This window comes from Pseudomonas sp. LFS044, assembly GCF_047978245.1.
Lineage (GTDB): Bacteria > Pseudomonadota > Gammaproteobacteria > Pseudomonadales > Pseudomonadaceae > Aquipseudomonas.
In genome coordinates this window covers 204,410-226,264 of the sequence record NZ_JBFPFX010000006.1, presented here as the reverse complement: position 1 = coordinate 226,264, position 21,855 = coordinate 204,410, and the positions used below count along the sequence as shown (strand labels likewise).

At 63.0% G+C, this 21,855-nt stretch carries 13 protein-coding genes; 10 read left to right on the top strand and 3 right to left on the bottom strand.

Annotation, left to right across the window (positions count from 1 at the left end; translation table 11 throughout):
* Position 1: 1 nt before the first annotated feature.
* Positions 2 to 769 (top strand): divergent polysaccharide deacetylase family protein, encoded by a 768-nt coding sequence (locus tag ACNQPL_RS07435; protein ID WP_416466328.1) that lies wholly within the window; start codon positions 2 to 4, stop codon positions 767 to 769.
* A gap of 4 nt (positions 770 to 773) precedes the next feature.
* Here ACNQPL_RS07435 and ACNQPL_RS07430 read toward each other — a convergent pair whose 3' ends face one another.
* Both ACNQPL_RS07430 and ACNQPL_RS07425 read right to left on the bottom strand, forming a co-directional pair.
* Positions 774 to 5,114: a dermonecrotic toxin domain-containing protein gene (locus ACNQPL_RS07430; protein WP_416466327.1), complete on the bottom strand. Its 4,341-nt coding sequence runs from the start codon at positions 5,112 to 5,114 to the stop codon at positions 774 to 776.
* Positions 5,115 to 5,627: 513 nt separating this feature from the next.
* Positions 5,628 to 7,631: a BCCT family transporter gene (locus ACNQPL_RS07425; protein WP_416466326.1), complete on the bottom strand. Its 2,004-nt coding sequence runs from the start codon at positions 7,629 to 7,631 to the stop codon at positions 5,628 to 5,630.
* 479 nt (positions 7,632 to 8,110) lie between these two features.
* On the opposite strand from ACNQPL_RS07425, the gene betI reads away from it, so the two are divergent.
* From betI to selO, 6 genes are all read left to right on the top strand, one after another.
* A complete protein-coding gene (gene betI / locus ACNQPL_RS07420; RefSeq protein ID WP_346614121.1) occupies positions 8,111 to 8,767 on the top strand; it encodes a transcriptional regulator BetI in 657 nt (218 codons plus the stop codon).
* A 38-nt stretch (positions 8,768 to 8,805) separates the two neighbouring features.
* The gene (gene betB, locus ACNQPL_RS07415) at positions 8,806 to 10,278 is read left to right on the top strand and encodes a betaine-aldehyde dehydrogenase (protein ID WP_346614122.1); all 1,473 of its coding nucleotides are present in this window, start codon (positions 8,806 to 8,808) and stop codon (positions 10,276 to 10,278) included.
* A gap of 77 nt (positions 10,279 to 10,355) precedes the next feature.
* Positions 10,356 to 12,053, top strand: a complete 1,698-nt coding sequence (gene betA / locus ACNQPL_RS07410; protein WP_416466325.1) for a choline dehydrogenase — start codon at positions 10,356 to 10,358, stop codon at positions 12,051 to 12,053.
* A 264-nt stretch (positions 12,054 to 12,317) separates the two neighbouring features.
* Complete coding sequence (locus ACNQPL_RS07405; RefSeq protein ID WP_346614124.1) at positions 12,318 to 14,060, top strand: potassium/proton antiporter; 1,743 nt, start codon at positions 12,318 to 12,320, stop codon at positions 14,058 to 14,060.
* A 35-nt stretch (positions 14,061 to 14,095) separates the two neighbouring features.
* The gene (mscK, locus tag ACNQPL_RS07400) at positions 14,096 to 17,404 is read left to right on the top strand and encodes a mechanosensitive channel MscK (protein ID WP_346614125.1); all 3,309 of its coding nucleotides are present in this window, start codon (positions 14,096 to 14,098) and stop codon (positions 17,402 to 17,404) included.
* 45 nt (positions 17,405 to 17,449) lie between these two features.
* Positions 17,450 to 18,910 (top strand): protein adenylyltransferase SelO, encoded by a 1,461-nt coding sequence (selO, locus tag ACNQPL_RS07395; RefSeq protein ID WP_416466324.1) that lies wholly within the window; start codon positions 17,450 to 17,452, stop codon positions 18,908 to 18,910.
* 102 nt (positions 18,911 to 19,012) lie between these two features.
* On the opposite strand, the gene ACNQPL_RS07390 is transcribed toward selO, so the two are convergent.
* Entirely contained in the window at positions 19,013 to 19,786 is a 774-nt protein-coding gene (locus ACNQPL_RS07390; RefSeq protein ID WP_346614127.1) for a ParA family protein, read from the bottom strand.
* A 309-nt stretch (positions 19,787 to 20,095) separates the two neighbouring features.
* On the opposite strand from ACNQPL_RS07390, the gene ACNQPL_RS07385 reads away from it, so the two are divergent.
* From ACNQPL_RS07385 to ACNQPL_RS07375, 3 genes are read left to right on the top strand one after another with little or no spacing between them, the layout of a single operon-like run.
* Positions 20,096 to 20,812 carry a beta-ketoacyl synthase chain length factor gene (locus ACNQPL_RS07385; RefSeq protein WP_346614128.1) on the top strand — a complete coding sequence of 239 codons (717 nt, stop codon included), beginning with the start codon at positions 20,096 to 20,098 and terminating at the stop codon, positions 20,810 to 20,812.
* Positions 20,788 to 21,606, top strand: a complete 819-nt coding sequence (locus tag ACNQPL_RS07380; RefSeq protein ID WP_346614129.1) for a lysophospholipid acyltransferase family protein — start codon at positions 20,788 to 20,790, stop codon at positions 21,604 to 21,606. The genes ACNQPL_RS07385 and ACNQPL_RS07380 overlap by 25 nt, the downstream gene beginning before the upstream one ends.
* Entirely contained in the window at positions 21,575 to 21,847 is a 273-nt protein-coding gene (locus ACNQPL_RS07375; protein WP_346614130.1) for a phosphopantetheine-binding protein, read from the top strand. The genes ACNQPL_RS07380 and ACNQPL_RS07375 overlap by 32 nt, the downstream gene beginning before the upstream one ends.
* Positions 21,848 to 21,855: the final 8 nt, after the last annotated feature.

The window sequence follows — 21,855 nt, the reverse complement described above, 5'->3', positions numbered from 1 at the left end:
CATGCGTTATCTGCTGTGCCTGCTGGTCTGCCTGTTGGCCGGTGCTGCCCAAGCGGCGCCGGCCAACAAGGCCTACATGAGCATCATCATCGACGACCTGGGCCAGAGCAGCGAGCGTGACACCCGCACCCTCGCCTTGCCCGGCCCGGTGACGATGGCGGTCATGCCCGACACGCCGCACGCCACTGCTTTCGCGCGCCAGGCGCACAAGGCCGGCAAGACGGTGATCCTGCACATGCCCATGGACCCGGCCACCGGCCCGTATGCCTGGCACCCGGAGGTTGCGCTGACGGAGCTGGCCAGGCGGCTCGACGCTGCGCTGGCCAAGGTGCCCTACGCCGCCGGCATCAACAACCACATGGGCAGCCGCATGACCGCGCAACGCCAGCCCATGGCCTGGCTGATGGGCGAGCTGCAGCAACGTCATCTGTTCTTTGTCGACAGCCGTACCAGTGCGGCCACGGTCGCCGCAGCCGAGGCCCAACGCATCGGCCTGGCGAATGTATCGCGCGATGTGTTTCTCGACGATGTGCGTACCACCGAGGCCATCACCGCTCAGTTACAGGAAGGCGTGGCACTGGCTCGACGGCAGGGTTCGGCCGTGCTGATCGGCCATCCTTATCCACAGACGCTGGCCGTGCTGGAACGGGAAATGCCCCGCCTGCGAAGCCAGGGCATTGAGTTGATCACGCTGCAGCAGATGATCGGCGAGCGTTCCAATCAAGCCATGCCGGCCCATGGCCGGCATGGCCGCTACAGCAATCGCTGACGGATCAGCTCAGTTCAATGACGCCTTCGATGTCGCGCAAGCGCAATTCGGCACGGTAGATATCCAGTAACTCCCGGCCCGAAGTGGCAGCGCGCATTTGCGCCTGTCGCCCTAGTTTGCGCTGCGACCAGAGCTTCAGATGCCCCCGGCTGAACTCGCTGACAGGTGTTGTGGCAGCCGGATAGTGGAAATGCACCTCCCACAATCCCTCGCCGGTTGCCTGGCCCTCACGCGGCAGCCGCCGCACTTCGTAGATATCGAGGTAGTCGCCCCCGGCCAGTGCCTTGCGCGGACCAGCCCGGTGAATGCTCACTTTGTTCTCCTTGACCAGATAGCGCAGGCTGTTGGCATTGGGGCGGTTGGTCGACAGGTAGAGACTGGTCAGCAAGTCACGCTCGACTGCTTGCAGGTGAGAGATGGCATGTTGTAGATCATCGAGCAACTCCTTGTCCGAACCCGCTGCCTTGAGCGTCGCCTTGACCTGCTCAAGTTTCTGGACATGCCCGTCGATGACCGTCGACAGGTTGAGTGGCTCGTTGTCCTTGACATAACTGCGGGCCAGCGAGATCACCGAATCCGCCTGGGTAATCAAGGCGCGGGCACGGGCGGGACTGACCGCTGGCTCTCGGGGCGACGAGGGTGAGCCGGCCTGTTCAGCGGCCCGTGTAGCGTCCTCTACCCATTCCTGGCCTTGCTGACGAAACGTCTTGAGCACATGCTGGGTGCGAAAGTCCCGCTGCTGCACGACAGCAACACCGTCGACATCGACTTCTTCCGCCAACACGCTGCGCCCCCTGCTGGTGCGCACCAGATGCCGCCGCCCGCCCCTGGGCGCAAAGACCGAAGGTTTGGAAAGCTGCGGGGCCTCCAGCTCTTTCTCCCTCACCAGCTGTGCCAAGTCTTTTTCTGCGGCGTTCTTCAGCTCGGCGAGCACCTTTTGATACGCCTGCAATTGCTCGACGCGTACGGCCGCCCCACCCACGCTACGCAGGTAGCTGGCCATGGTGAAGGCTTCTTCGTACGCTTCCAGAACTCCGGTCAGTACTTCCATCCGCTGTGGAAGTGTCAGAGAGCTGCCGTGGAGGTCGCCATGGGCGTTGCCTGCGCTTCTCAGGCCGTCGCCGACCAGATAATCATGATAATCACGCAACACGCTCTCATCGACATCGGCAAGCCGGTCCAGGCAGAGTTCGCCGAGGTCCTGGAGCAGCCGGAACTCGAGGTCGATCGCTGACAACCGCCGCTTGGCGATGATCTCCTTGAGTTCGATGTCCTTGTTGATACGCGCGCCGGTCTGCTCGCTCTTGAATTGAATCGAATCATCCTTGAGGGTTTGCTCTACCAACCGATCCAGGACCTGGGACATCTCGACGAGGTCGGTTTCCCACTTGACCACCGTCTCCAGCGTGCTGCGAAACTGCTTGTACCGGCTTGTTTCGGTCTCGCCCTCAGGGTGCACGCTGATGTGCTCGCCCAGGTCATCGAGCCCTTCGTTGTTGATGACGCTCGCCAACTCGTTGTAAAACGCGGAGACGCTATCGATCAGGTATTGGCGAATAGTGCTGCGTTGTTCCACCATGACAGTGACAAAGTGCTTATCCTCCAACCGCATTCCGTAGAGCTTGGCCATGACATTGTCGTGCGCCAGGTCGGTGTCGATCACGTCCTTGAGCTCATAAATAACTTTGAGGCGGATCTGCTTTGTCAGCCGTCGGGTCAGGTCGAGTTCCCGCCGTGTCAATTCGTCAGGTGCTTCGCTCGCCTCAAGCTCCTTGATCCGGTTGTCCTTCTCCTTCAACAACTCGCGGTGCTTGTTAAGCAACTCGGCCTTGGTATTGTGCTGCCTGGCGCACTGTACTTCCTCGGCGCGCAATGCCTCCAGCCGCTGCTCGTTCTGCGCCCTCAGCAACTCACGCCGGGTCTTGGGCATACCGGCCCGCAAACGCAAGGCGGCATCGACGCGCCACTGACCATGCTCGAACGCAAGCCATGGCCCGCTGTGCCCCTCGCCCCCCACCACACGAACACCGTCGGTGCCCGCCGTTACCTCGTAAATATCCCCGGCCAGCCCCACGTAGTAGCGCCCAGCTATTTCATACAGCCCTCGGTGCGGCCCTGCTTGAAGCGGCTGAAGACCGTTTAACGAGGCCGGCGAGCGCAAGTCGCTCAGCGCCTTGCGTTGCTCTGGTTCAAGCATGTTGAAGCCCTGCAGGCCACGCCAGCTGAAATCCAGCTGTGTGCGCACCTGCGAGCCCAGCGCCCCTGGCAGGCCGACCTTGCCCTGCACGGCCTGCGCTGCGGAAAGGTCTTTGAGCGCCCGGGCCGCGGGCAGCCCAACCCGCTGCGGGCGTACGACGGCAAGCGGCTTAGCGGGGCTGATGGGGGTGGGCAGCCGCAGGTGCATGAGCGCCATCGAGGCGTTCAACAGCAGGTCGACGACTGCAGCCGAACGCTCGAAATCAGTACCACTGCGCAGCGCCGGTAGATCGTCCTTGAGCCCCTTGAACGCCAGCACCAGCCACGCCACCGTAGCCACCGGGCCGCGCAGCAACACGGTTGCCACATTGAACAGCAACCAGGCACCTTCGAGCAGGATCGCCCAGCGGCTCTGAGCATTGGAGATCGTCTGCCGGTCAGCCAACTCCATCAGCAGGTCCCGATTGGCCTTGAATAGATAGGCATCGACATCCACCCGCCAGAACTGGGCCTTGAAGCGAGGCGGCTGTACCGGTTCCGGCAACACGGACGTGTCGATGATCGGACGCTGCAGGTGGGGCTCGATAAAACCGCCGTTGTCGTACACGGCCCGTGCGCGGTCGGGTAACCAGGCCAGAATACTGTCCTGCAACATGCCCGGCGTGCGGATGGCCTCCATCATCTGCGTCAGGCTGGCGAATTCACTGAGCGCCGCTTTGCCATAGAGCGGGCGGTAAAGCAGCACGGTAGAAGGCGCAGTGCAAAACAGGACGTACATGCCCGTTACCTGATCCGCTTGGCTAGCGCCTGGCTCGCGACTGAACGCCAGGGGCATCAGCACGCTGGCAGGCAGGTTGGGATCCAGCAACCCACGACAGTAGTCGGTGACGCACTGCAGCGCGGCGTCACTCAAGGTACCGGCCAGGCTCGCCGATAGCGCACTGAACAATAGCGAGCAGCGCCACTCACGCGCAAAATGCCGGACGCGCAGCGGACGGCGCTCGGCGTCATCCAGTTGCCGGGCCACATACATGGGGTAGTGCGCGCCGATATCCACCCGCTCGACCAGTGACTTTACATAGGCCGGCGTCATCCAGTCCATGATCAGCTGGCCACGGCGATGTTCTATGGAGTGCAAGGTCGCACCCTGCAGCGAGACCAGGTTGCCGATGGCGAACTCGGTCAGGCTGATATAGCGAGGTGGGTCCACCAGGCCACCGCCCACGCTGGCACCGGCGCCCCCTGGGTTGCCCCGGGCGACGATGAGCTTCAGTTTCAGGTCGTCGGAGAAGTAATTGGCATCGTCGGGGAAGTCCAGCAGCATTTGCGCACGCAGCTCCCGACTGGCGTAGCTGTGCAGATCGAGAATGCCGTCCAATGCTCCGCGGCCCCCCGACTGTGCCTGGGCCAGCGCCAATTCGAACATTCCGGCCTGGTAGGCAAAGCTGTGCGCCGGCCCTGCCCCAGTAAGCCCAGGTGGCAAATCGAACCCGACGTCGTCGATCGCTTGATAGCCTTCGATGAACCATTGTGCGGGCTCGACCGTGGCAGCGTAGGCCTGCTCCATGGCCGCCACGTCTGCGAAGGTCACGTAGCGCAGGCGGCGGGCAGAATCGAACATGTTTTCCAGCAGCAACGTACATTGCTGTGCAAAACAGTCTCCCTCCAGCGCATAGCGGCTCCAATCCATCGTGTCAAAATCGTATTGCTGCGCCAATGACTTGCAGAGTCCTGTAGCGAAGTCATCCAGTGACGTGAATGCCTGGATGACACTGGAGGGTGAGCACCAGAGAATGGCTTTGCCTTCATCCAGCTCGCCCTCGACCAACAGCTCTGGCAGCAATAGCGAGAATGACTGGCGGCCATAGCTGAGACGAACCTCCACCGCAGCGACCGATGGCTGTTGCGCGCCGCCGCTCAGCAAGCCAAGCAGACAACCCTGTTGCAGCCTGTCCAGCGCTTGAAGCGGCAAGTTGTGGAGCAACGCCGAGCGAATCAGCTGGCTCAGCCAGCGTTCACGCGGCACGCCGAGGCTGCCCGGCTGGGTCCAGTAGTCGACTTGTGCCTGGCAAAAGTACTCCGGCAATGCCAATAACAACGCCTCGAGCGCCGGCAGGGTCGCCGTGAGGCTCAGCGCGGTGAACGGCATGGCCTGGCCATCAGCGCCACGCAGGGTATACGGCGCCTGGACGCTGAGCTGGAACTCACCCTGCGGCGGGGCCAGTGAGGCCAGGGTCCGCCCTTGCTGCATCACCTCCATCACGCAGTCGAGGAGAGGCCTGGGCGTCCAGCTGAGGTAGGGGACCGGCATCGAAGCGTTGTCATTGGGGACCTGCAGCAACAGTGATGCCGCTGAGGGCAGGTCAGCGCTGGCGAGGAGCGGCAAATGCTCGGTTAGCGTGACCAGCAGTTGTCTATCGGCCACCTGACGAAGCGTGGGGCGGTTGGCGAACTCGATGCGCACGGCCGCGTGGTAGCCGGTCGAGGGGGGCAGAGGTGTAGGCATGGGCAAGCTCCTTGGACGAGGTGATCCATGAGGATGAGCAGGTGCCTGCCGGGGCTGGGGGTATCTAAATCAGTGCGCAATAAAAAGCCCCGCTGTGGGGGCATAATGCTGTGCACTCAAGAATGCCGGGGCCGCTCTGCGACCCCAGTACGCCGGTCAGCTATACACACGCCCCAGCACCTGGCGATGGCTCTCGAACTGGTCGAGCACATCACGCACGATCTGCTCCGGGGCAAAGCCCATCAGGTCGTACTCCTGACTGCCGTCGTGCAGGTAGACCTCGGCGCGGTAGAAGCGCTGGCGTAGCTCAGGCTCACCGTCGACCGGCGCTTCGCTGGGCGCGGCCGTGTAGCCGTCAAGGCTCACTTCGTAGACGAACGGGTTGCCCTCTTCCATCATCACCCGCAAGCCCATCAGGTTGCGCGATTGGCCAAAGCGGGTTTCCACTTCGAAGCCCAAGCCCTGCAGCTGTGCAGCGGCTTCTTTCAACGCCGGGCTGACGTGCTTGTCCATGAAGCGCTGCACCACGGCCTGGGTGGGCTGCAGGTCCAGCTGGCTCAGGCGCTCGCTGAAGCCGCGGCGGCCACGGGCGGCCAGCTCGGCGCGCTCCTGCTCGACCGCCACATCCTGCTTCATGGCCTTGTACAACCCGAACATGAACAACACCAGCACCACCGAGAACGGCAGGCCGGCCAGTACCACCATGGTCTGCATGGCTTCGAAGTTACCGGCGAACAGCAGGCCGATGGTAACCAGGGTGATGATCACCGACCAGAACACCACCATCCAGTGCGGCGCGTCTTCGTCCACCTTGCCGCCTTTGCACGACAGGTTGGCCATCATTACCGCACCGGAGTCGGCCGGGGTAAGGAACAGCACGAAGCCGACGAACACCGCCACACCGATCACGATCTTGGCAGCCGGGAAGTATTCCAGCAGTTGGTAGATCGACATCGAAGGCTGTTCGAGGGCGGTCTTGCCCAGCTCCACAGCGCCCTGGTTGATCACCAGGTCCAGCGCGGTGTTGCCGAAGATCGACAGCCAGGCCAGGGTGAAGCCCAGCGGGATCAGCAGCACGCCCATGACCAGCTGGCGCACGGTGCGGCCCTTGGAGATACGCGCGATGAACATACCGACGAACGGGCCCCAGGAGATCCACCAGGCCCAGTAGAACACGGTCCACAGGCCAAGCCAGCGCTCGGACTTGCCGGCTTCGCCTTCGTAGACGTACAGGTCAAAGGTCTTCAGCACGATGCCATTGAGGTAGTCGCCGACGTTCTGCACCAGGCCGTTGAGCAAGTGCAGGGTTTCGCCGCCCAGCAGCACGAAGATCAGCAGGCCGCTGAACAGCATGATGTTCAGGTTGGACAGGCGGCGAATGCCGTTCTCCACGCCCGACACCGCAGCCACCGTCGCCACACCGGCCATGACCAGGATCACTACCAGCAGGTTGGTTTTGCTGTGGTCCATGCCGAACAGGTATTCCAGGCCCGAAGACACCTGCATCGAGCCGATACCCAGGTTGGTTACCAGGCCCAGCAGGGTAACGAACATGCCGAAGATGTCCACCGCGTTGCCGGCAGCACCCTTGACCCAGCGCTCACCCACCAGCGGGTACAGCGCCGAGCGCAGTGCCAGCGGCTGATTGTGGCGGTAGGCGAAGTAACCCACGGCCAGGCCGACCAGGGCGTAGATCGCCCAGCCGTGCAGGCCCCAGTGCAGGAAGGTCAGCTGCAGGCCCTGGCGCGCGGCCTCGAGGCTGGCTGGCGTGCCTTCAGGTGGGTTGAAGTAGTGGTCCAGCGGCTCGGAGGCGCCGAAGTACAGCAGCGAGATACCGATACCAGAGGAGAACAACATGCCCGCCCAGGCCCCGTAGCTGAAGTCGGGCTGGTCGTCCTTGCCGCCAAGCTTGAGCTTGCCGTAATCGGAGAACGCCAGGAAAACCACAAACAGCAGGTAGCCGCAGATCACCAGCATGTAGTACCAGCCGAAGGTGCGCGTCAGCCACTTCTGGGCTACGCCCAGCACTTGGCCGGCAGTATCGGGTACAGCGATCAGCAAGGCAGTCAGAACGAGGATCATCAGCGCGGAGGTGAAGAACACCACGCGATTGACCCGTACCCTCTCGGCGGGGGGTTTGGTTAGGGAGGCAGAACTCATTGCACGAATGCTCCGGGCAGTACGGCTTATGGAGGCTAATCAGTCTTTTCCCGAGCAATTGGTGGAATACCCCCACTGCGTCAGGTGTTATAAAAGCACCCTGGAAACCGTGATCCCGAATCGATACGTTGCAAAAAAACAGACAGGTGGTCTGCAATAAATGCCGCACTCAACAGCGTGGTGCGCGCATTCGTCACAGAGCACCCCGCCCGCTCCAAGGGCCCGCCGCAGGTCGATGACCGTTCGGCAGAATCTGCATTTCGCATCGCTCATGCCCGTCAACGCCTTGTATTCCGGGGGTTACGCGATTTCCTGGGGTGTCAATCCGTGCGCTCGAAGCAGCCTGAAAAACTGTCAATGGCACAAATTGTCGCAGAGCTTATTCTTTATTGATTGAACGTTCAATCAAAACAAAATAGACTGGCCTTCGCCGAGTCAGCCGCTTGTCGTCTGCTTGTCAGGCCTGAGGAGAATGCAAGATGCCCAAGGTCGGTATGCAACCCATCCGCCGCCAGCAATTGATCGAAGCCACCCTGCTAGCGGTCGATCAGGTGGGGCTGGGAGATGCCAGCATTGCGCTCATTGCCCGTTTGGCCGGCGTGTCGAACGGCATCATCAGTCACTACTTTCGGGACAAGAACGGCCTGATCGCAGCGACGATGGGTTACATCATGAACATGCTCAACGAAGGCGTTAGAGCACGTCGCCAGGCCCTGACGGACGACAGCCCGCGCGCCCACCTGAAGGTGATCATCGAAGGTAACTTCGATGCCAGCCAGGTGAACGGCCCGGCAATGAAAACCTGGTTGGCCTTCTGGGCTTCCAGCATGCACCAGCCCGATTTGCACAGGTTGCAGCGGATCAACGATCACCGCCTTTACTCCAACCTGTGCTGCCAGTTCCGCCGCGTCCTGCCGCTATACCATGCGCGCAAGGCCGCCCGCGGCCTGGCGGCCCTGATCGACGGCTTGTGGCTGCGTGGCGCCCTGTCGGGAGATGCATTCGACACCGACCAGGCGATACGGATTGCATACGAATACATGGATCTACAACTGGCTAAACAGCACACCCTGGACACATCGGACCAGGCCGCTGAACAAGCGCGCACGGCCCTTGCCAACACGGCAGGAGCGTGACGCGCAAGCCAACCACACACTGCACTTGCGAGGACACTATGGCCCGTTTCGGAACGCAAAAACTCTACATTGATGGCGGTTATGTCGACGCTGGCACCGACGCCACCTTCGAAGCCATCAACCCGGCCACCGGCGAAGTCCTCGCCCATGTGCAGCGCGCCACTCAGGCCGACGTCGAAAAAGCCGTCGAAAGCGCCGAGCGCGGCCAGAAAATCTGGGCCGCGATGACCGCCATGCAGCGTTCGCGCATCCTGCGCCGTGCCGTCGACATCCTGCGCGAGCGCAACGACGAACTGGCCCAGCTGGAAACCCTGGACACCGGCAAGTCGTACTCGGAAACCCGCTACGTCGACATCGTCACCGGCGCCGACGTGCTGGAGTACTACGCAGGCCTGGTACCGGCCATCGAAGGCGAGCAGATCCCGCTGCGTGAAAGCTCCTTCGTCTACACCCGCCGCGAGCCGCTGGGTGTGACCGTCGGTATCGGCGCCTGGAACTACCCGATCCAGATCGCCCTGTGGAAATCCGCTCCAGCCCTGGCTGCCGGCAACGCGATGATCTTCAAGCCTTCGGAAGTCACCTCGCTGACCACCCTGAAACTCGCCGAGATCTACACCGAAGCCGGCCTGCCGGACGGCGTGTTCAACGTGCTGACCGGCAGCGGCCGCGAAGTCGGCACCTGGCTGACCGAGCACCCGCGCATCGAGAAAGTCTCCTTCACCGGCGGCACCACCACCGGCAAGAAAGTCATGGCCAGCGCCTCGAGCTCCTCGCTCAAGGAAGTCACCATGGAACTGGGCGGCAAGTCGCCACTGATCATCTGCGCCGACGCCGACCTGGACAAGGCCGCCGACATCGCCATGATGGCCAACTTCTACAGCTCCGGCCAGGTCTGCACCAACGGCACCCGCGTGTTCATCCCTGCCGAGATGAAAGCCGCCTTCGAAGCCAAGATCGCCGAGCGCGTAGCGCGCATCCGTATTGGCAACCCTGAAGACGAAAACACCAACTTCGGCCCGCTGGTCAGCTTCCAGCACATGGAAAGCGTGCTGGGCTACATCGCCAAGGGTAAGGAAGAAGGTGCCCGCGTACTGTGCGGTGGCGAGCGTCTGACCGAAGGTGATCTGGCCAAGGGCGCCTTCGTGGCCCCGACCGTATTCACCGACTGCACCGACGACATGACCATCGTCAAGGAAGAGATCTTCGGCCCAGTGATGAGCATCCTGAGCTACGAAACCGAAGAAGAAGTCATCCGCCGCGCCAACGACACCGATTACGGCCTGGCCGCTGGCGTGTGCACCAACGACATCACCCGCGCCCACCGCATCATCCACAAGCTTGAAGCCGGCATCTGCTGGATCAACGCCTGGGGTGAATCGCCGGCCGAAATGCCGGTTGGTGGCTACAAGCAGTCGGGCGTGGGCCGTGAAAACGGCGTCAGCTCGCTGGCTCAATACACTCGCATCAAGTCGGTCCAGGTCGAGCTGGGCGGCTACAACTCGGTTTTCTAAACCCTGTCTAGCCACGCCCGTGCCATTGCGCACGGGCGTTTCCGCTCCCTGATCACACCGCAAACGAGGGTACTTACATGTCCCAAGAATTCGATTACATCATCGTCGGTGCCGGCTCCGCCGGTAACACCCTGGCCACCCGCCTGACCGAAGACGCCAGCGTCACCGTACTGCTGCTCGAAGCCGGTGGCCCCGACTACCGCTTCGACTTCCGCACCCAGATGCCAGCCGCACTGGCCTTCCCGCTGCAGGGCCGCCGCTACAACTGGGCCTACGAGACCGACCCAGAGCCGCACATGGACGGCCGCCGCATGGAATGTGGCCGCGGCAAGGGCCTGGGTGGCTCTTCGCTGATCAACGGCATGTGCTACATCCGCGGTAACGCCATGGACTTCGACGGCTGGGCAGAACTGCCAGGCCTGGAAGACTGGGCCTACCTTGACTGCCTGCCGTACTTCCGCAAAGCGGAAACCCGTGACATCGGCCCCAACGACTACCACGGCGGCGAAGGCCCGGTCAGCGTTGCTACGCCAAAGGCCGGCAACAACCCGCTGTTCCACGCCATGGTCGAGGCCGGCGTACAGGCCGGTTACCCACGCACCGAAGACCTGAACGGCTACCAGCAGGAAGGTTTCGGCCCGATGGACCGTTCGGTGACCAAGAACGGTCGCCGTTCCAGCACCGCACGCGGTTACCTGGACCAGGCCAAGAAGCGCCCTAACCTGACCATCGTCACCCACGCCCTGAGCGACCGCGTACTGTTCGACGGCAAGCGCGCCGTTGGTGTGACCTACCTGGTTGGCGACAGCGAAGAGCGCGTCGAAGCCCGTGCCCGCAAGGAAGTGATCGTCAGCTCCGGCGCCATCGCTTCGCCGCAACTGCTGCAGCGCTCCGGTGTGGGCCCGCGCGCCCTGCTGGAAAGCCTCGACATCCCGGTTGTGCACGACCTGCCGGGCGTCGGCGAAAACCTGCAGGACCACCTCGAGTTGTACCTGCAGTACGCCTGCACCCAGCCGGTGTCGCTGTACCCGTCGCTGCTGTGGTGGAACCAGCCGGCCATTGGTGCCGAGTGGCTGTTCAACGGCACAGGCATCGGCGCCAGCAACCAGTTCGAGGCCGGTGGTTTCATCCGTACCCGCCCTGAATTCGAGTGGCCGAACATCCAGTACCACTTCCTGCCGGTAGCGATCAATTACAACGGTTCCAATGGCGTGAAGGAGCATGGCTTCCAGGCGCACATGGGCTCGATGCGTTCGCCAAGCCGTGGCCGCATCCAGGCCAAGTCCAAGGACCCGCGCCAGCACCCGAGCATCCTGTTCAACTACATGGCCACCGAGCAGGACTGGCAGGAGTTCCGTGACGGTATCCGCCTGACCCGGGAAATCATGGCCCAGCCAGCGCTGGACCCCTACCGTGGCCGCGAGATCAGCCCGGGCGCCGATGTGCAAACCGACGAGCAGCTGGACAAGTTCATCCGCGAGCACGCCGAAACCGCCTTCCACCCGTCCTGCTCGTGCAAGATGGGCACCGACGACATGGCGGTGGTCGATGGCGAAGGCCGCGTGCACGGTATGCAGGGCCTGCGTGTGGTCGATGCCTCGATCATGCCGATCATCATCACCGGCAACCTCAACGCCACCACGATCATGATTGCCGAGAAGATTTCGGACAAGATCCGTGGCCGCAAGCCACTACCGCGCAGCACCGCCAAGTACTACGTGGCCAACGGTGCGCCGGTGAAGGGCAAGCCGATGCGTGAAGTGAAGCAGGGCTGATCAGCACCGGCCTCATCGTCGGCAAGCCGGCTCCCACAGGTACAGCGCCGCCCTCTGGCCTGTGATCATCCTGTGGGAGCCGGCTTGCCGGCGATGGGGCGCGCATACGCAACACAAGAAAAGGCACCCACCGCGGTGCCTTTTCTACATCTGCAGAAACGCTTTACATGCTGCCAATTCATCAGGTTAGAATCGATTGGCACGCGACCTGCTAGACCTTTCCAGCAAGTCCCTTTTCCCCGCGCTGTCCCGGAGTACCTGCCTTTGGATGCAAGCACCATCAACAGCCTGTTCTTGATCGGCGCATTGCTGGTGGGCGCAAGTATCCTGGTCAGTTCGCTGTCGTCGCGCCTGGGCATCCCGATCCTGGTCATCATCCTGGCCGTCGGCATGGTCGCCGGCGTGGACGGTGGCGGCATCATCTTCAACAACTACCCGACCGCCTATCTGGTGGGCAACCTGGCACTTGCAGTGATCCTGCTGGACGGCGGCCTGCGCACGCGGGTGGCCAGCTTCCGCGTGGCCTTGTGGCCGGCCCTTTCGCTGGCCACGGTAGGGGTGATGATCACCACCGCCCTCACCGGCCTGGTTGCCGCCTGGTTGTTCAACCTCAGCCTGATACAGGGCCTGCTGATCGGCGCGATCGTCGGCTCCACCGACGCTGCGGCGGTGTTCTCGCTGCTCGGCGGCAAAGGCCTGAACGAACGGGTTACCGCCACGCTGGAAATCGAATCGGGCAGCAACGACCCGATGGCCGTATTCCTCACGGTCACGTTGATCGACATGATCGCCAGCGGCCAGACCGGCCTGCACTGGAGCCTGCTGACCCACCTGCTGCGCGAATTCGGCATCGGTGGCCTGCTCGGCCTGGGCGGCGGCTGGCTGATGCTGCAGCTGGTCAACCGGATCAACCTGGCCGGCGGCCTGTACCCGATCCTGGTGGTCGCCGGTGGCCTGGTGGTGTTCTCGCTGACCAACGCCCTGCATGGCAGCGGCTTCCTCGCCGTTTACCTGTGCGGCCTGGTGCTGGGCAACAAACCGATCCGCAGCCGCCACGGCATCCTGCACATGCTCGACGGCATGGCCTGGCTGGCACAGATCGGCATGTTCCTGGTGCTGGGGCTGCTGGTCACCCCGCACGATTTGCTGCCCATCGCCCTGCCGGCGCTGGGCCTGGCGCTGTGGATGATCCTGATTGCCCGGCCGTTGTCGGTGGTAGCCGCCCTGCTGCCGTTCAAGGCCTTCCACGGCCGCGAAAAAGGCTTCATTTCCTGGGTAGGGCTGCGCGGTGCGGTACCGATCATTCTGGCAGTGTTCCCGCTGATGGCCGGGCTGCCAGACGCGCAGCTGTTCTTCAACCTGGCGTTCTTCATCGTGCTGGTTTCGCTGCTGGTGCAGGGCACCAGCCTGCCCTGGATGGCCAAGCTGCTGAAGGTCACGGTACCGCCGGACCCTGCGCCCATTTCGCGCTCTGCGCTTGAGGTGCACATCACCAGCGAGTGGGAGCTGTTCGTCTACCGCCTGGGTGCGGAAAAGTGGTGCATCGGCGCCGCCCTGCGCGAGCTGAAGATGCCCGAGGGCACCCGTATCGCTGCGCTGTTCCGTGGCGAGCAGTTGCTGCACCCCTCGGGCAGTACCGTGCTCGAGGTGGGCGACATGCTTTGCGTAATCGGCCACGAACACAACCTGCCGGCATTGGGCAAGCTGTTCAGCCAGGCGCCGCAGCGCGGCCTGGACCTGCGCTTCTTCGGCGACTTCGTGCTCGAAGGCGATGCTGAACTGGGTGCTGTGGCTGCGCTTTACGGCCTGAAACTCGACGGCCTGGACGCGAAAATGCCGCTGGCGCAGTTCATCCGACAGAAGGTCGGAGGCGCTCCAGTAGTAGGCGACCAGGTCGAATGGCACGGCACGATCTGGACCGTGGCGACCATGGACGGGAACAAGATCCAGAAAGTGGGCGTCAGATTCCCCGAAGGAACGCGACCCGGACCAGGATTGTTCCTCTAAACTCCGTTACCGCCTGATCCACAAGTAGTCTGCCTATGTCCCTGCGCGTGTACCTTCGCACAGCCCTGTTCGGGCTGTGTCTGTCCCTTTCGTTCGCGGCTACCGCCGCCGAAGCACCTACCGCTGCCAGCATCCAGCACAGCCTCGACAAGATCGCCGAACGCAAGCTGCCCGAAGCCGATCAGAAGGCTTTGCAACAGGTACTCGAACAGACGCTGAGCCTGCTCGCCAACAAGGAAGACAGCGAGAAGAAGCTGGCTGCGCTCAAGCAGCAGCTGGCCGGCGCGCCGAAAGAGACCAGCGACAGCCAAAAGGAGCTGGCCAAGCTCAAGGACAGCAAACCGCAACCGGTCGCCCAGCGCTACGCCAGCCTCAACGTGCCGCAGCTGGAGCAGATGCTCAGCGAGCGCAACACCCAGCAGGGCGAGCTGCAAAAGGCGCTGTCGGATGCCAACAGCCTGATCATCAATTCGCAGACACGCCCCGAACGCGCCCAGGCTGAAATCAGCAACAACCAGACGCGCAGCCAGCAGATCAACAACATCCTCAAAAGCGGCAAGGACGGCGGCAAATCGATCAATGCCGACCAGCGCAACCAGCTTGCTGCCGAACTGGCCTCAATCAACGCGGTGACCCTGCTACGCCGCCAGGAACTGGCCGGCAACGGCCTGCTGCAAGACCTCGGCAATGCCCGCCATGACCTGCTGGTCGAACGCGCCGCCCGCCTGGAACAGGAAATCCAGGACCTGCAGACGCTGATCAACGAAAAGCGCCTGGCGCAATCGCAGCAGACGGTCACCCAACAGTCGATCGAAGCCCAGAAAGCCGGCGGCAGCAGCCTGCTGGCCAGTGAAAGCGCGGCCAACCTGAAGCTGTCCGATTACCTGCTCAAGAGCACCGACCGCCTCAACGAGCTGACCCAGCAGAACCTGCGCACCAAACAGCAGCTCGACAGCCTGACCCAGGCAGACCAGGCGCTGGACGAGCAAATCAGCGTGCTCAAGGGCAGCCTGCTGCTGTCGAAGATCCTCTACAAACAAAAGCAGGCGCTGCCGCACCTGAAGCTCGACCGCGACCTGGCTGACCAGATTGCCGATATCCGCCTGTACCAGTTCGAGATCAACCAGCAGCGCGAGCAGATGAGCAGCCCGGTGACCTATGTCGACAAGCTGCTGGCCAGCCAGCCGCAGGAAGACGTCACCCCTGCCCTGCGCAAAGCCCTGCTGGAAGTGGCGATTACCCGCAGCGACCTGCTCGAACGCCTGAACCGTGAACTGTCGGCGCTGCTCAACGAATCGATCACCCTGCAGCTCAACCAGAAGCAGCTGCTCGGCACCGCGCAAGGCCTGCGCACCACCCTCGACGAGCAGATGTTCTGGATCCCCAGCAACAAGCCGCTGGACTGGGACTGGTTGAAATATGTCCCGGAACGCTTTGCCAAACAGGTAGCCGACCTGCCCTGGGGCTCGGGCCTCAAGGAGCTGGGCGACGGCCTGAGCCAGCGCCCCTTGCTGTTCCTGCCCTTGCTGCTGGTGATCGGCGCCCTGCTGTGGCGCCGCAAATACCTGTACCAGCGGCTGAGCAAGGTGCACCAGGACATCGGCCATTTCCGCCGTGACAGCCAGTGGCACACGCCGCAGGCCATCCTGATCAACATTCTCTTGGCGATGCCGGTGAGCCTCGGCCTGGCGCTGTGCAGCTACGCCCTGCAGATCGACGCCCGCGGGCAGAACGCCAACCTGGGCGCTGCACTGTGGCAGCTGGCGCAGGCCTGGCTGGTGTTCTATACCGCCTATCGCATCCTTGCCCCCGGCGGCGTGGCGGAGATCCACTTCCGCTGGCACAAGCCGCAGGTCGAGTTCCTGCGAGGCTGGGTACGCCGGCTGGGCACCGTGGTGCTGGCTCTGGTCGGCGTAGTGGCGGTGGCTGAACATCAGCCTTCGGCGCTTGCCGAGGACGTGCTGGGTATCGGCGTGGTGCTCACCTGCTATGCCCTGATGGCCTGGTTGCTCAGCCGCCTGCTGGCCAGCAGCCCGGCGCACCGCGACACCTCATTATTCCGCAGGGCCGTCGGGGTCGCCTTCACCGCCTTGCCGATCGCCTTGTTCGTGGCGGTGTGCTTCGGCTACTACTACACCGCGCTCAAGCTCACCGACCGCCTCATCTACACCCTGTACCTGCTGATGTTCTGGCTGGTGATCGAGGCCGCGTTCGTGCGTGGGCTGTCGGTGGCCGCACGGCGCCTGGCCTACCAGCGCGCCCTGAGCAAACGTGCGGCAGCCAAGGAAGGGCTGGATGGCGAAGTCATCACCGAAGAGCCAACGCTGGACATCGAGCAGGTCAACCAGCAGTCGCTGCGCCTGATCCGCCTGGCCTTGCTCGGCGGCTTCATTGCTGGCCTGTACTGGGTATGGTCGGACCTGATCTCGGTGTTCTCATACCTCAACAACTTCACCCTGTACGAGTACACCAGCGGCACCGGCAGCGCCGCCAGCATGGTGCCGATCAGCCTCGGCGACCTGCTCGGCGCGCTGGTGATCGTCGGCATTACCTTTGCCCTGGCCGGCAACTTGCCCGGCTTGCTTGAAGTGCTGGTGCTGTCACGCCTGAACCTGGCCCAAGGCAGCGCCTACGCCACTACCACGCTGCTGTCGTACACCATCGTCGGCATCGGTATCGTCAGCACCCTGTCGACCCTGGGGGTGAGCTGGGACAAGCTGCAGTGGCTGGTAGCAGCGCTGTCGGTGGGCCTGGGCTTCGGCATGCAGGAGATCTTCGCCAACTTCATCTCCGGCATCATGATCCTGTTCGAGCGCCCGGTGCGCATCGGCGACACCATCACCATCGGCAACCTGTCCGGTACGGTCAGCAAGATCCGCATCCGCGCCACCACCATCACCGACTTCGACCGCAAGGACATCATCGTCCCCAACAAGACCTTCATCACCGGCCAGCTGATCAACTGGTCGCTGACCGACACGGTCACCCGGGTGACGTTGAAGCTGGGCATCGACTACGGCTCCGACCTGGACCTGGTGCGCGACCTGCTGCTCAAGGGCGCCCATGAGAACCCAAGGGTGCTCAAGGACCCGGAGCCGATCGTGTACTTCCTCAACTTCGGCGAAAGCTCGCTGGACCACGAACTGCGCATGCACGTACGCGACCTGGGCGACCGCAACCCGACGCTCGACGAGATCAACCGCTACATCAACCGCGAGTTCAAGGCCCACGACATCAAGATCTCGGTGCGCCAGGTCGAGGTGTTCCTGATGGACACCAAAGGTGGCAAGCAGCAGCTGATACCTGTGGAACAGCCAAAACCCGATGGCACTGCACAGGCCTGAGTGGGCTCGAATGCTTTATTCTGTGCTGAACCCCAGGAGCAGCCCGTGAAAGCCCTCGACCAACTCACCTTCGACAACCGCTTCGCCCGCCTGGGCGATGCGTTCTCCACCCAGGTCCTGCCCGAACCCATCGCAGAGCCGCGCCTGGTGGTGGCAAGCGAGTCGGCCATGGCCTTGCTCGACCTGGACCCAACCCAGGCCGATTCGGCCCTGTTCGCTGAAGTGTTCAGCGGCCAGAAACTCTGGGAAGAGGCCGACCCGCGCGCGATGGTCTATTCCGGCCACCAGTTCGGCTCATACAACCCACGCCTGGGCGATGGCCGCGGCTTGCTGCTGGCCGAGGTGCTCAACGAAGCGGGCGAGCATTGGGACCTGCACCTCAAGGGCGCCGGCCAGACGCCGTACTCACGCATGGGTGACGGCCGCGCCGTGCTGCGCTCGTCGATTCGTGAATTCCTTGCCTCCGAAGCCCTGCATGCCCTGGGCATCCCCAGCAGCCGGGCGTTGTGCGTGATCGGCTCCAGCACCCCGGTATGGCGCGAAACCCAAGAGCGTGCCGCCATGCTCACCCGCGTTGCGCAGAGCCACGTGCGCTTTGGCCATTTCGAATACTTCTACTACACCAAGCAGCCAGAACAGCAGCGTGTGCTGATCGACCATGTGCTGGAACAACACTACCCCGAGTGCCGCGCGGCCGAGCAGCCATACCTGGCCATGTTCCGCACCATCGTCGAGCGCAACGCCGAGCTGATAGCGCGTTGGCAGGCCTACGGGTTCTGCCACGGGGTCATGAACACCGACAACATGTCGATCCTGGGCATCACTTTCGATTTCGGCCCTTACGCTTTCCTCGACGACTTCGACGCCAATTTCATCTGCAACCATTCCGATGATCGCGGCCGCTACAGCTACGCCAACCAGGTACCGATCGCCCACTGGAACCTGAGCGCCCTGGCCCAGGCACTGACCACGGTGATCGAGGTCGAGCCATTGAAGGAGGCGCTGGGGCTGTTCCTGCCCCTGTACCAGGCGCATTACCTGGACTTGATGCGCCGGCGACTGGGCCTTACCACCGCCGAGGACGACGACATGGCGCTGGTCGAGCGCCTGCTGCAGCGCATGCAGAGCGGTGGTGTGGACTACAACCTGTTCTTCCGCAAGCTGGGCGAGCAGCCGGCCGCCGAAGCGCTGAAGGTGGTACGCGAGGACTTCATCGACCTGGCCGGCTTCGATGCCTGGGGCGCGGACTACCTGGCGCGCTGCGAGCGCGAAACCGGCAACGCAGAAGGCCGCCGTGAGCGGATGCATGCCGTGAACCCGCTGTATGTGCTGCGCAACTACCTGGCGCAAAAGGCCATCGAAGCGGCTGAAGCGGGGGATTACAGCGCAGTGCGGCGGCTGCATCAGGTGCTGAGCACGCCATTCGAGGAACAAGCCGGCATGGAGGGCTACGCCGAACGGCCGCCGGAATGGGGCAAGCACCTGGAAATCAGCTGTTCTTCGTGATGGCTTGGAGGTGCATGCCTTGAGTTGTTCTGTGCCCATGAGATCGAGCGCCGCCCGCGCGGCGCTCGATCTCATGGGCGCTGAAGATCCCAAGCCAGGCCGTCAGCCATTCTCCTCAAGCAGCGAGTGCAACTCGACAAACTGCTGGGTCAGCTTGTGCCGTGGCTCCAGGTGGATCAGCGGCAAGCTGGCGTGATGCGACTCGCGCATCTTCACCGAGCTGTTGAGGTACACCGGTAACACCGGCAAACCCTCAGCCAGCAGCTCGTCGAGCATCTGCTGCGGCAGGCTGGCGCGGGACTGGAACTGGTTGACCACGATGCCTTCGACCATCAGGTCTTCGTTGTGGTCGTCCTTCAACTCCTCGATTTCAGCCAGCAGGCCATAAAGCGCCTGGCGCGAAAAGCTGTCGCAGTCAAAGGGAATGAGCACGCGATCCGCTGCAATCAATGCAGAAACCGCATAGAAATTAAGCGCAGGCGGCGTATCGATGTAGATGCGTTCATAGTCCTCGTCCAACTCGTCGAGCAACTTACGCAGCTTGTTGATCTTGTGCTTGGCCTCGAGCTTGGGTTGCAAATCGGCCAGCTCTGGCGTTGCAGTCACCACATGCAGGTTGTCGAACGGGGTTTCGTAGATATCGACCTTGTTCTTCTTGCTGAACGGCCCGCTGGACAGGCTTTGCTTGAAGAAATCTGCGATGCCCATGGGGATGTCATCGCCGGTCAGGCCGGTCAGGTACTGGGTCGAGTTGGCCTGGGCATCCAGGTCGATCAACAAGGTCCGATAACCTTCGCTGGCGCTCACCGCCGCCAGGTTGCAAGCGATGCTCGATTTGCCAACACCGCCTTTCTGATTGAACACCACGCGCCGCATGAGAGACCTCCGTGTATCAACGAATGCCCGAGTATGTGGCGGCGCAACGGCATTGGCCAGCAACTCTTGCCGCAACACAAGCAAACGGCGACCAGTAACCGTCCCGCACCGTCCATCGGAAATCACCTACAGCAGATACCGATATTGACGCATTCAGGCATAGCCATTGTCTGATGGCAATCATGTAACCTGTGTTTGCTACACACCCCCGGCACCGGGATAATCGCGCGCCATTCGGCAAATGCGCCAACCCGGTTTCGCGTTGCTCCCTGCGCAGGAAACCCATAGGGCGGGAAGTCAGAAAACATCGTGATCACCTTCGATATCAGCCAATGGCGCGCCTGGGCCCCAGGCCTGCAGACGCCTGCCGACTGGCAGGCCTGGGCGCAAGGCAGCCTGCGCCCTCAGGGCGACGGGCCGGCGCCGGACGTGTCGTTCCTGCCGGCCCTGCAGCGTCGTCGCCTCAGCCACCTGGCACGCATGGCCTTCGCCGTGGGCTGGCCGCTGGCCGAAGGGCGCGAAGCATTGCCGCTGGTATTCGTCTCGCGTCATGGTGAAACCCCCCGCACCTTTTCCATGCTCTGCGAACTGGCCGAGCAGCAGCCGCTGTCGCCTACCCAGTTCAGCCTTTCGGTTCACAACGCAGTGCCAGGCCTGTGGTCGATCCTGCGCGGCGAGACCAGCGAGATGACCGCCCTGGCCGCTGCCGGCGACGGCTTCGAGCAAGGTGTGCTCGAGGCTGCCGCGCTGTTGGCCGAAGGCGCGCCGGCGGTACTGCTGATCGTGACCGAGGAACTGCCGGCCGAGGTTTACCGGCCATGGATCGATGATGTGCCGTTCACCTACGCGGTGGGCCTGTTGCTGACCCCTGGCACGCAGTGGCGCCTGGCAGCCCAGCCCTCCTCGTCTGCTCAACCGACCGAACTGCCGCATGCCTTGAGCTGGCTGCACGCCACACTCAATGGGCGGAATACCTTCACTCACTCGTGGAAGCGCCGCGCATGGAACTGGCAACGACAGCCGTGAGCAGGTTTCGCGATGCGTATTACTGGCGCCTGCTGGCCACCGCCGTGAGCTTTTGCGTGTTCGGCCTGGGCAGCCTGTGCCTCGGGCTGCTGGTGTTCCCCCTGCTGGCCTGCCTGCCTGGCGGCGCGGTGCGCCATCGCCAGCGTGCCCGCCATACCATCAGTTGGCTGTTCTGGCGCTTCATTCGCCTGATGCGCGGCCTTGGCGTACTCACGTATCGAATCGACGGCGCCGACCGCCTGGGCCGCCCAGGCCAGCTGATCATCGCCAACCACCCTTCGCTGATCGACGTGGTGTTCCTTATCGGCCTGGTGCGCCACGCCAACTGCGTGGTCAAGCACAGCCTGTTCGGCAACCCCTTTACCCGTGGCCCGATCCGCGAAGCTCAGTACATTGGCAATGACGGCAGCATGGACATGCTCGACAATGCCGTAGCCTCGCTGCGCCAGGGCCAGTCGCTGATCATTTTCCCTGAAGGCACGCGCACACCGCCCGGCCAGGCGCCGGCCTTTCATCGCGGCGCTGCGGCGATTGCCCTGCGCGGTGCGAAAATCATCACGCCGGTAACGATCACGGTCAGCCCCACCACACTGACCAAGAACGAACCCTGGTACCGCATCCCCAGACGCCGCGTGCATTTCACGTTGAACGTCGGCGCCGATATCGACCCCCAGGCGTTCGCCGCGCAGGGGCCTGCGCCGCAAGCGTCGCGCAAACTCAACGACTACCTGCACCAGTACTACATCAAGGAGCTCGCCACCGATGAGCGTGCCACTACAAGACCTCAACCGTGACCTCAAACAATTGATCATCGACGCCCTGGGCCTCGAAGACATCAGCGTGCAGGACATCGACGACCAGCAACCGCTGTTCGGCGAAGGCCTGGGCCTGGACTCGGTCGACGCTTTGGAGCTGGGCCTGGCCCTGCAGAAACGCTACGGCATCAAGATCGATGCCGACGCCAAGGACACCCGTAACCACTTCACCAACGTCGCCACCCTGGCCGCGTTCGTCACCGCCCGCCAGGCCGCCTGAGACCGCAC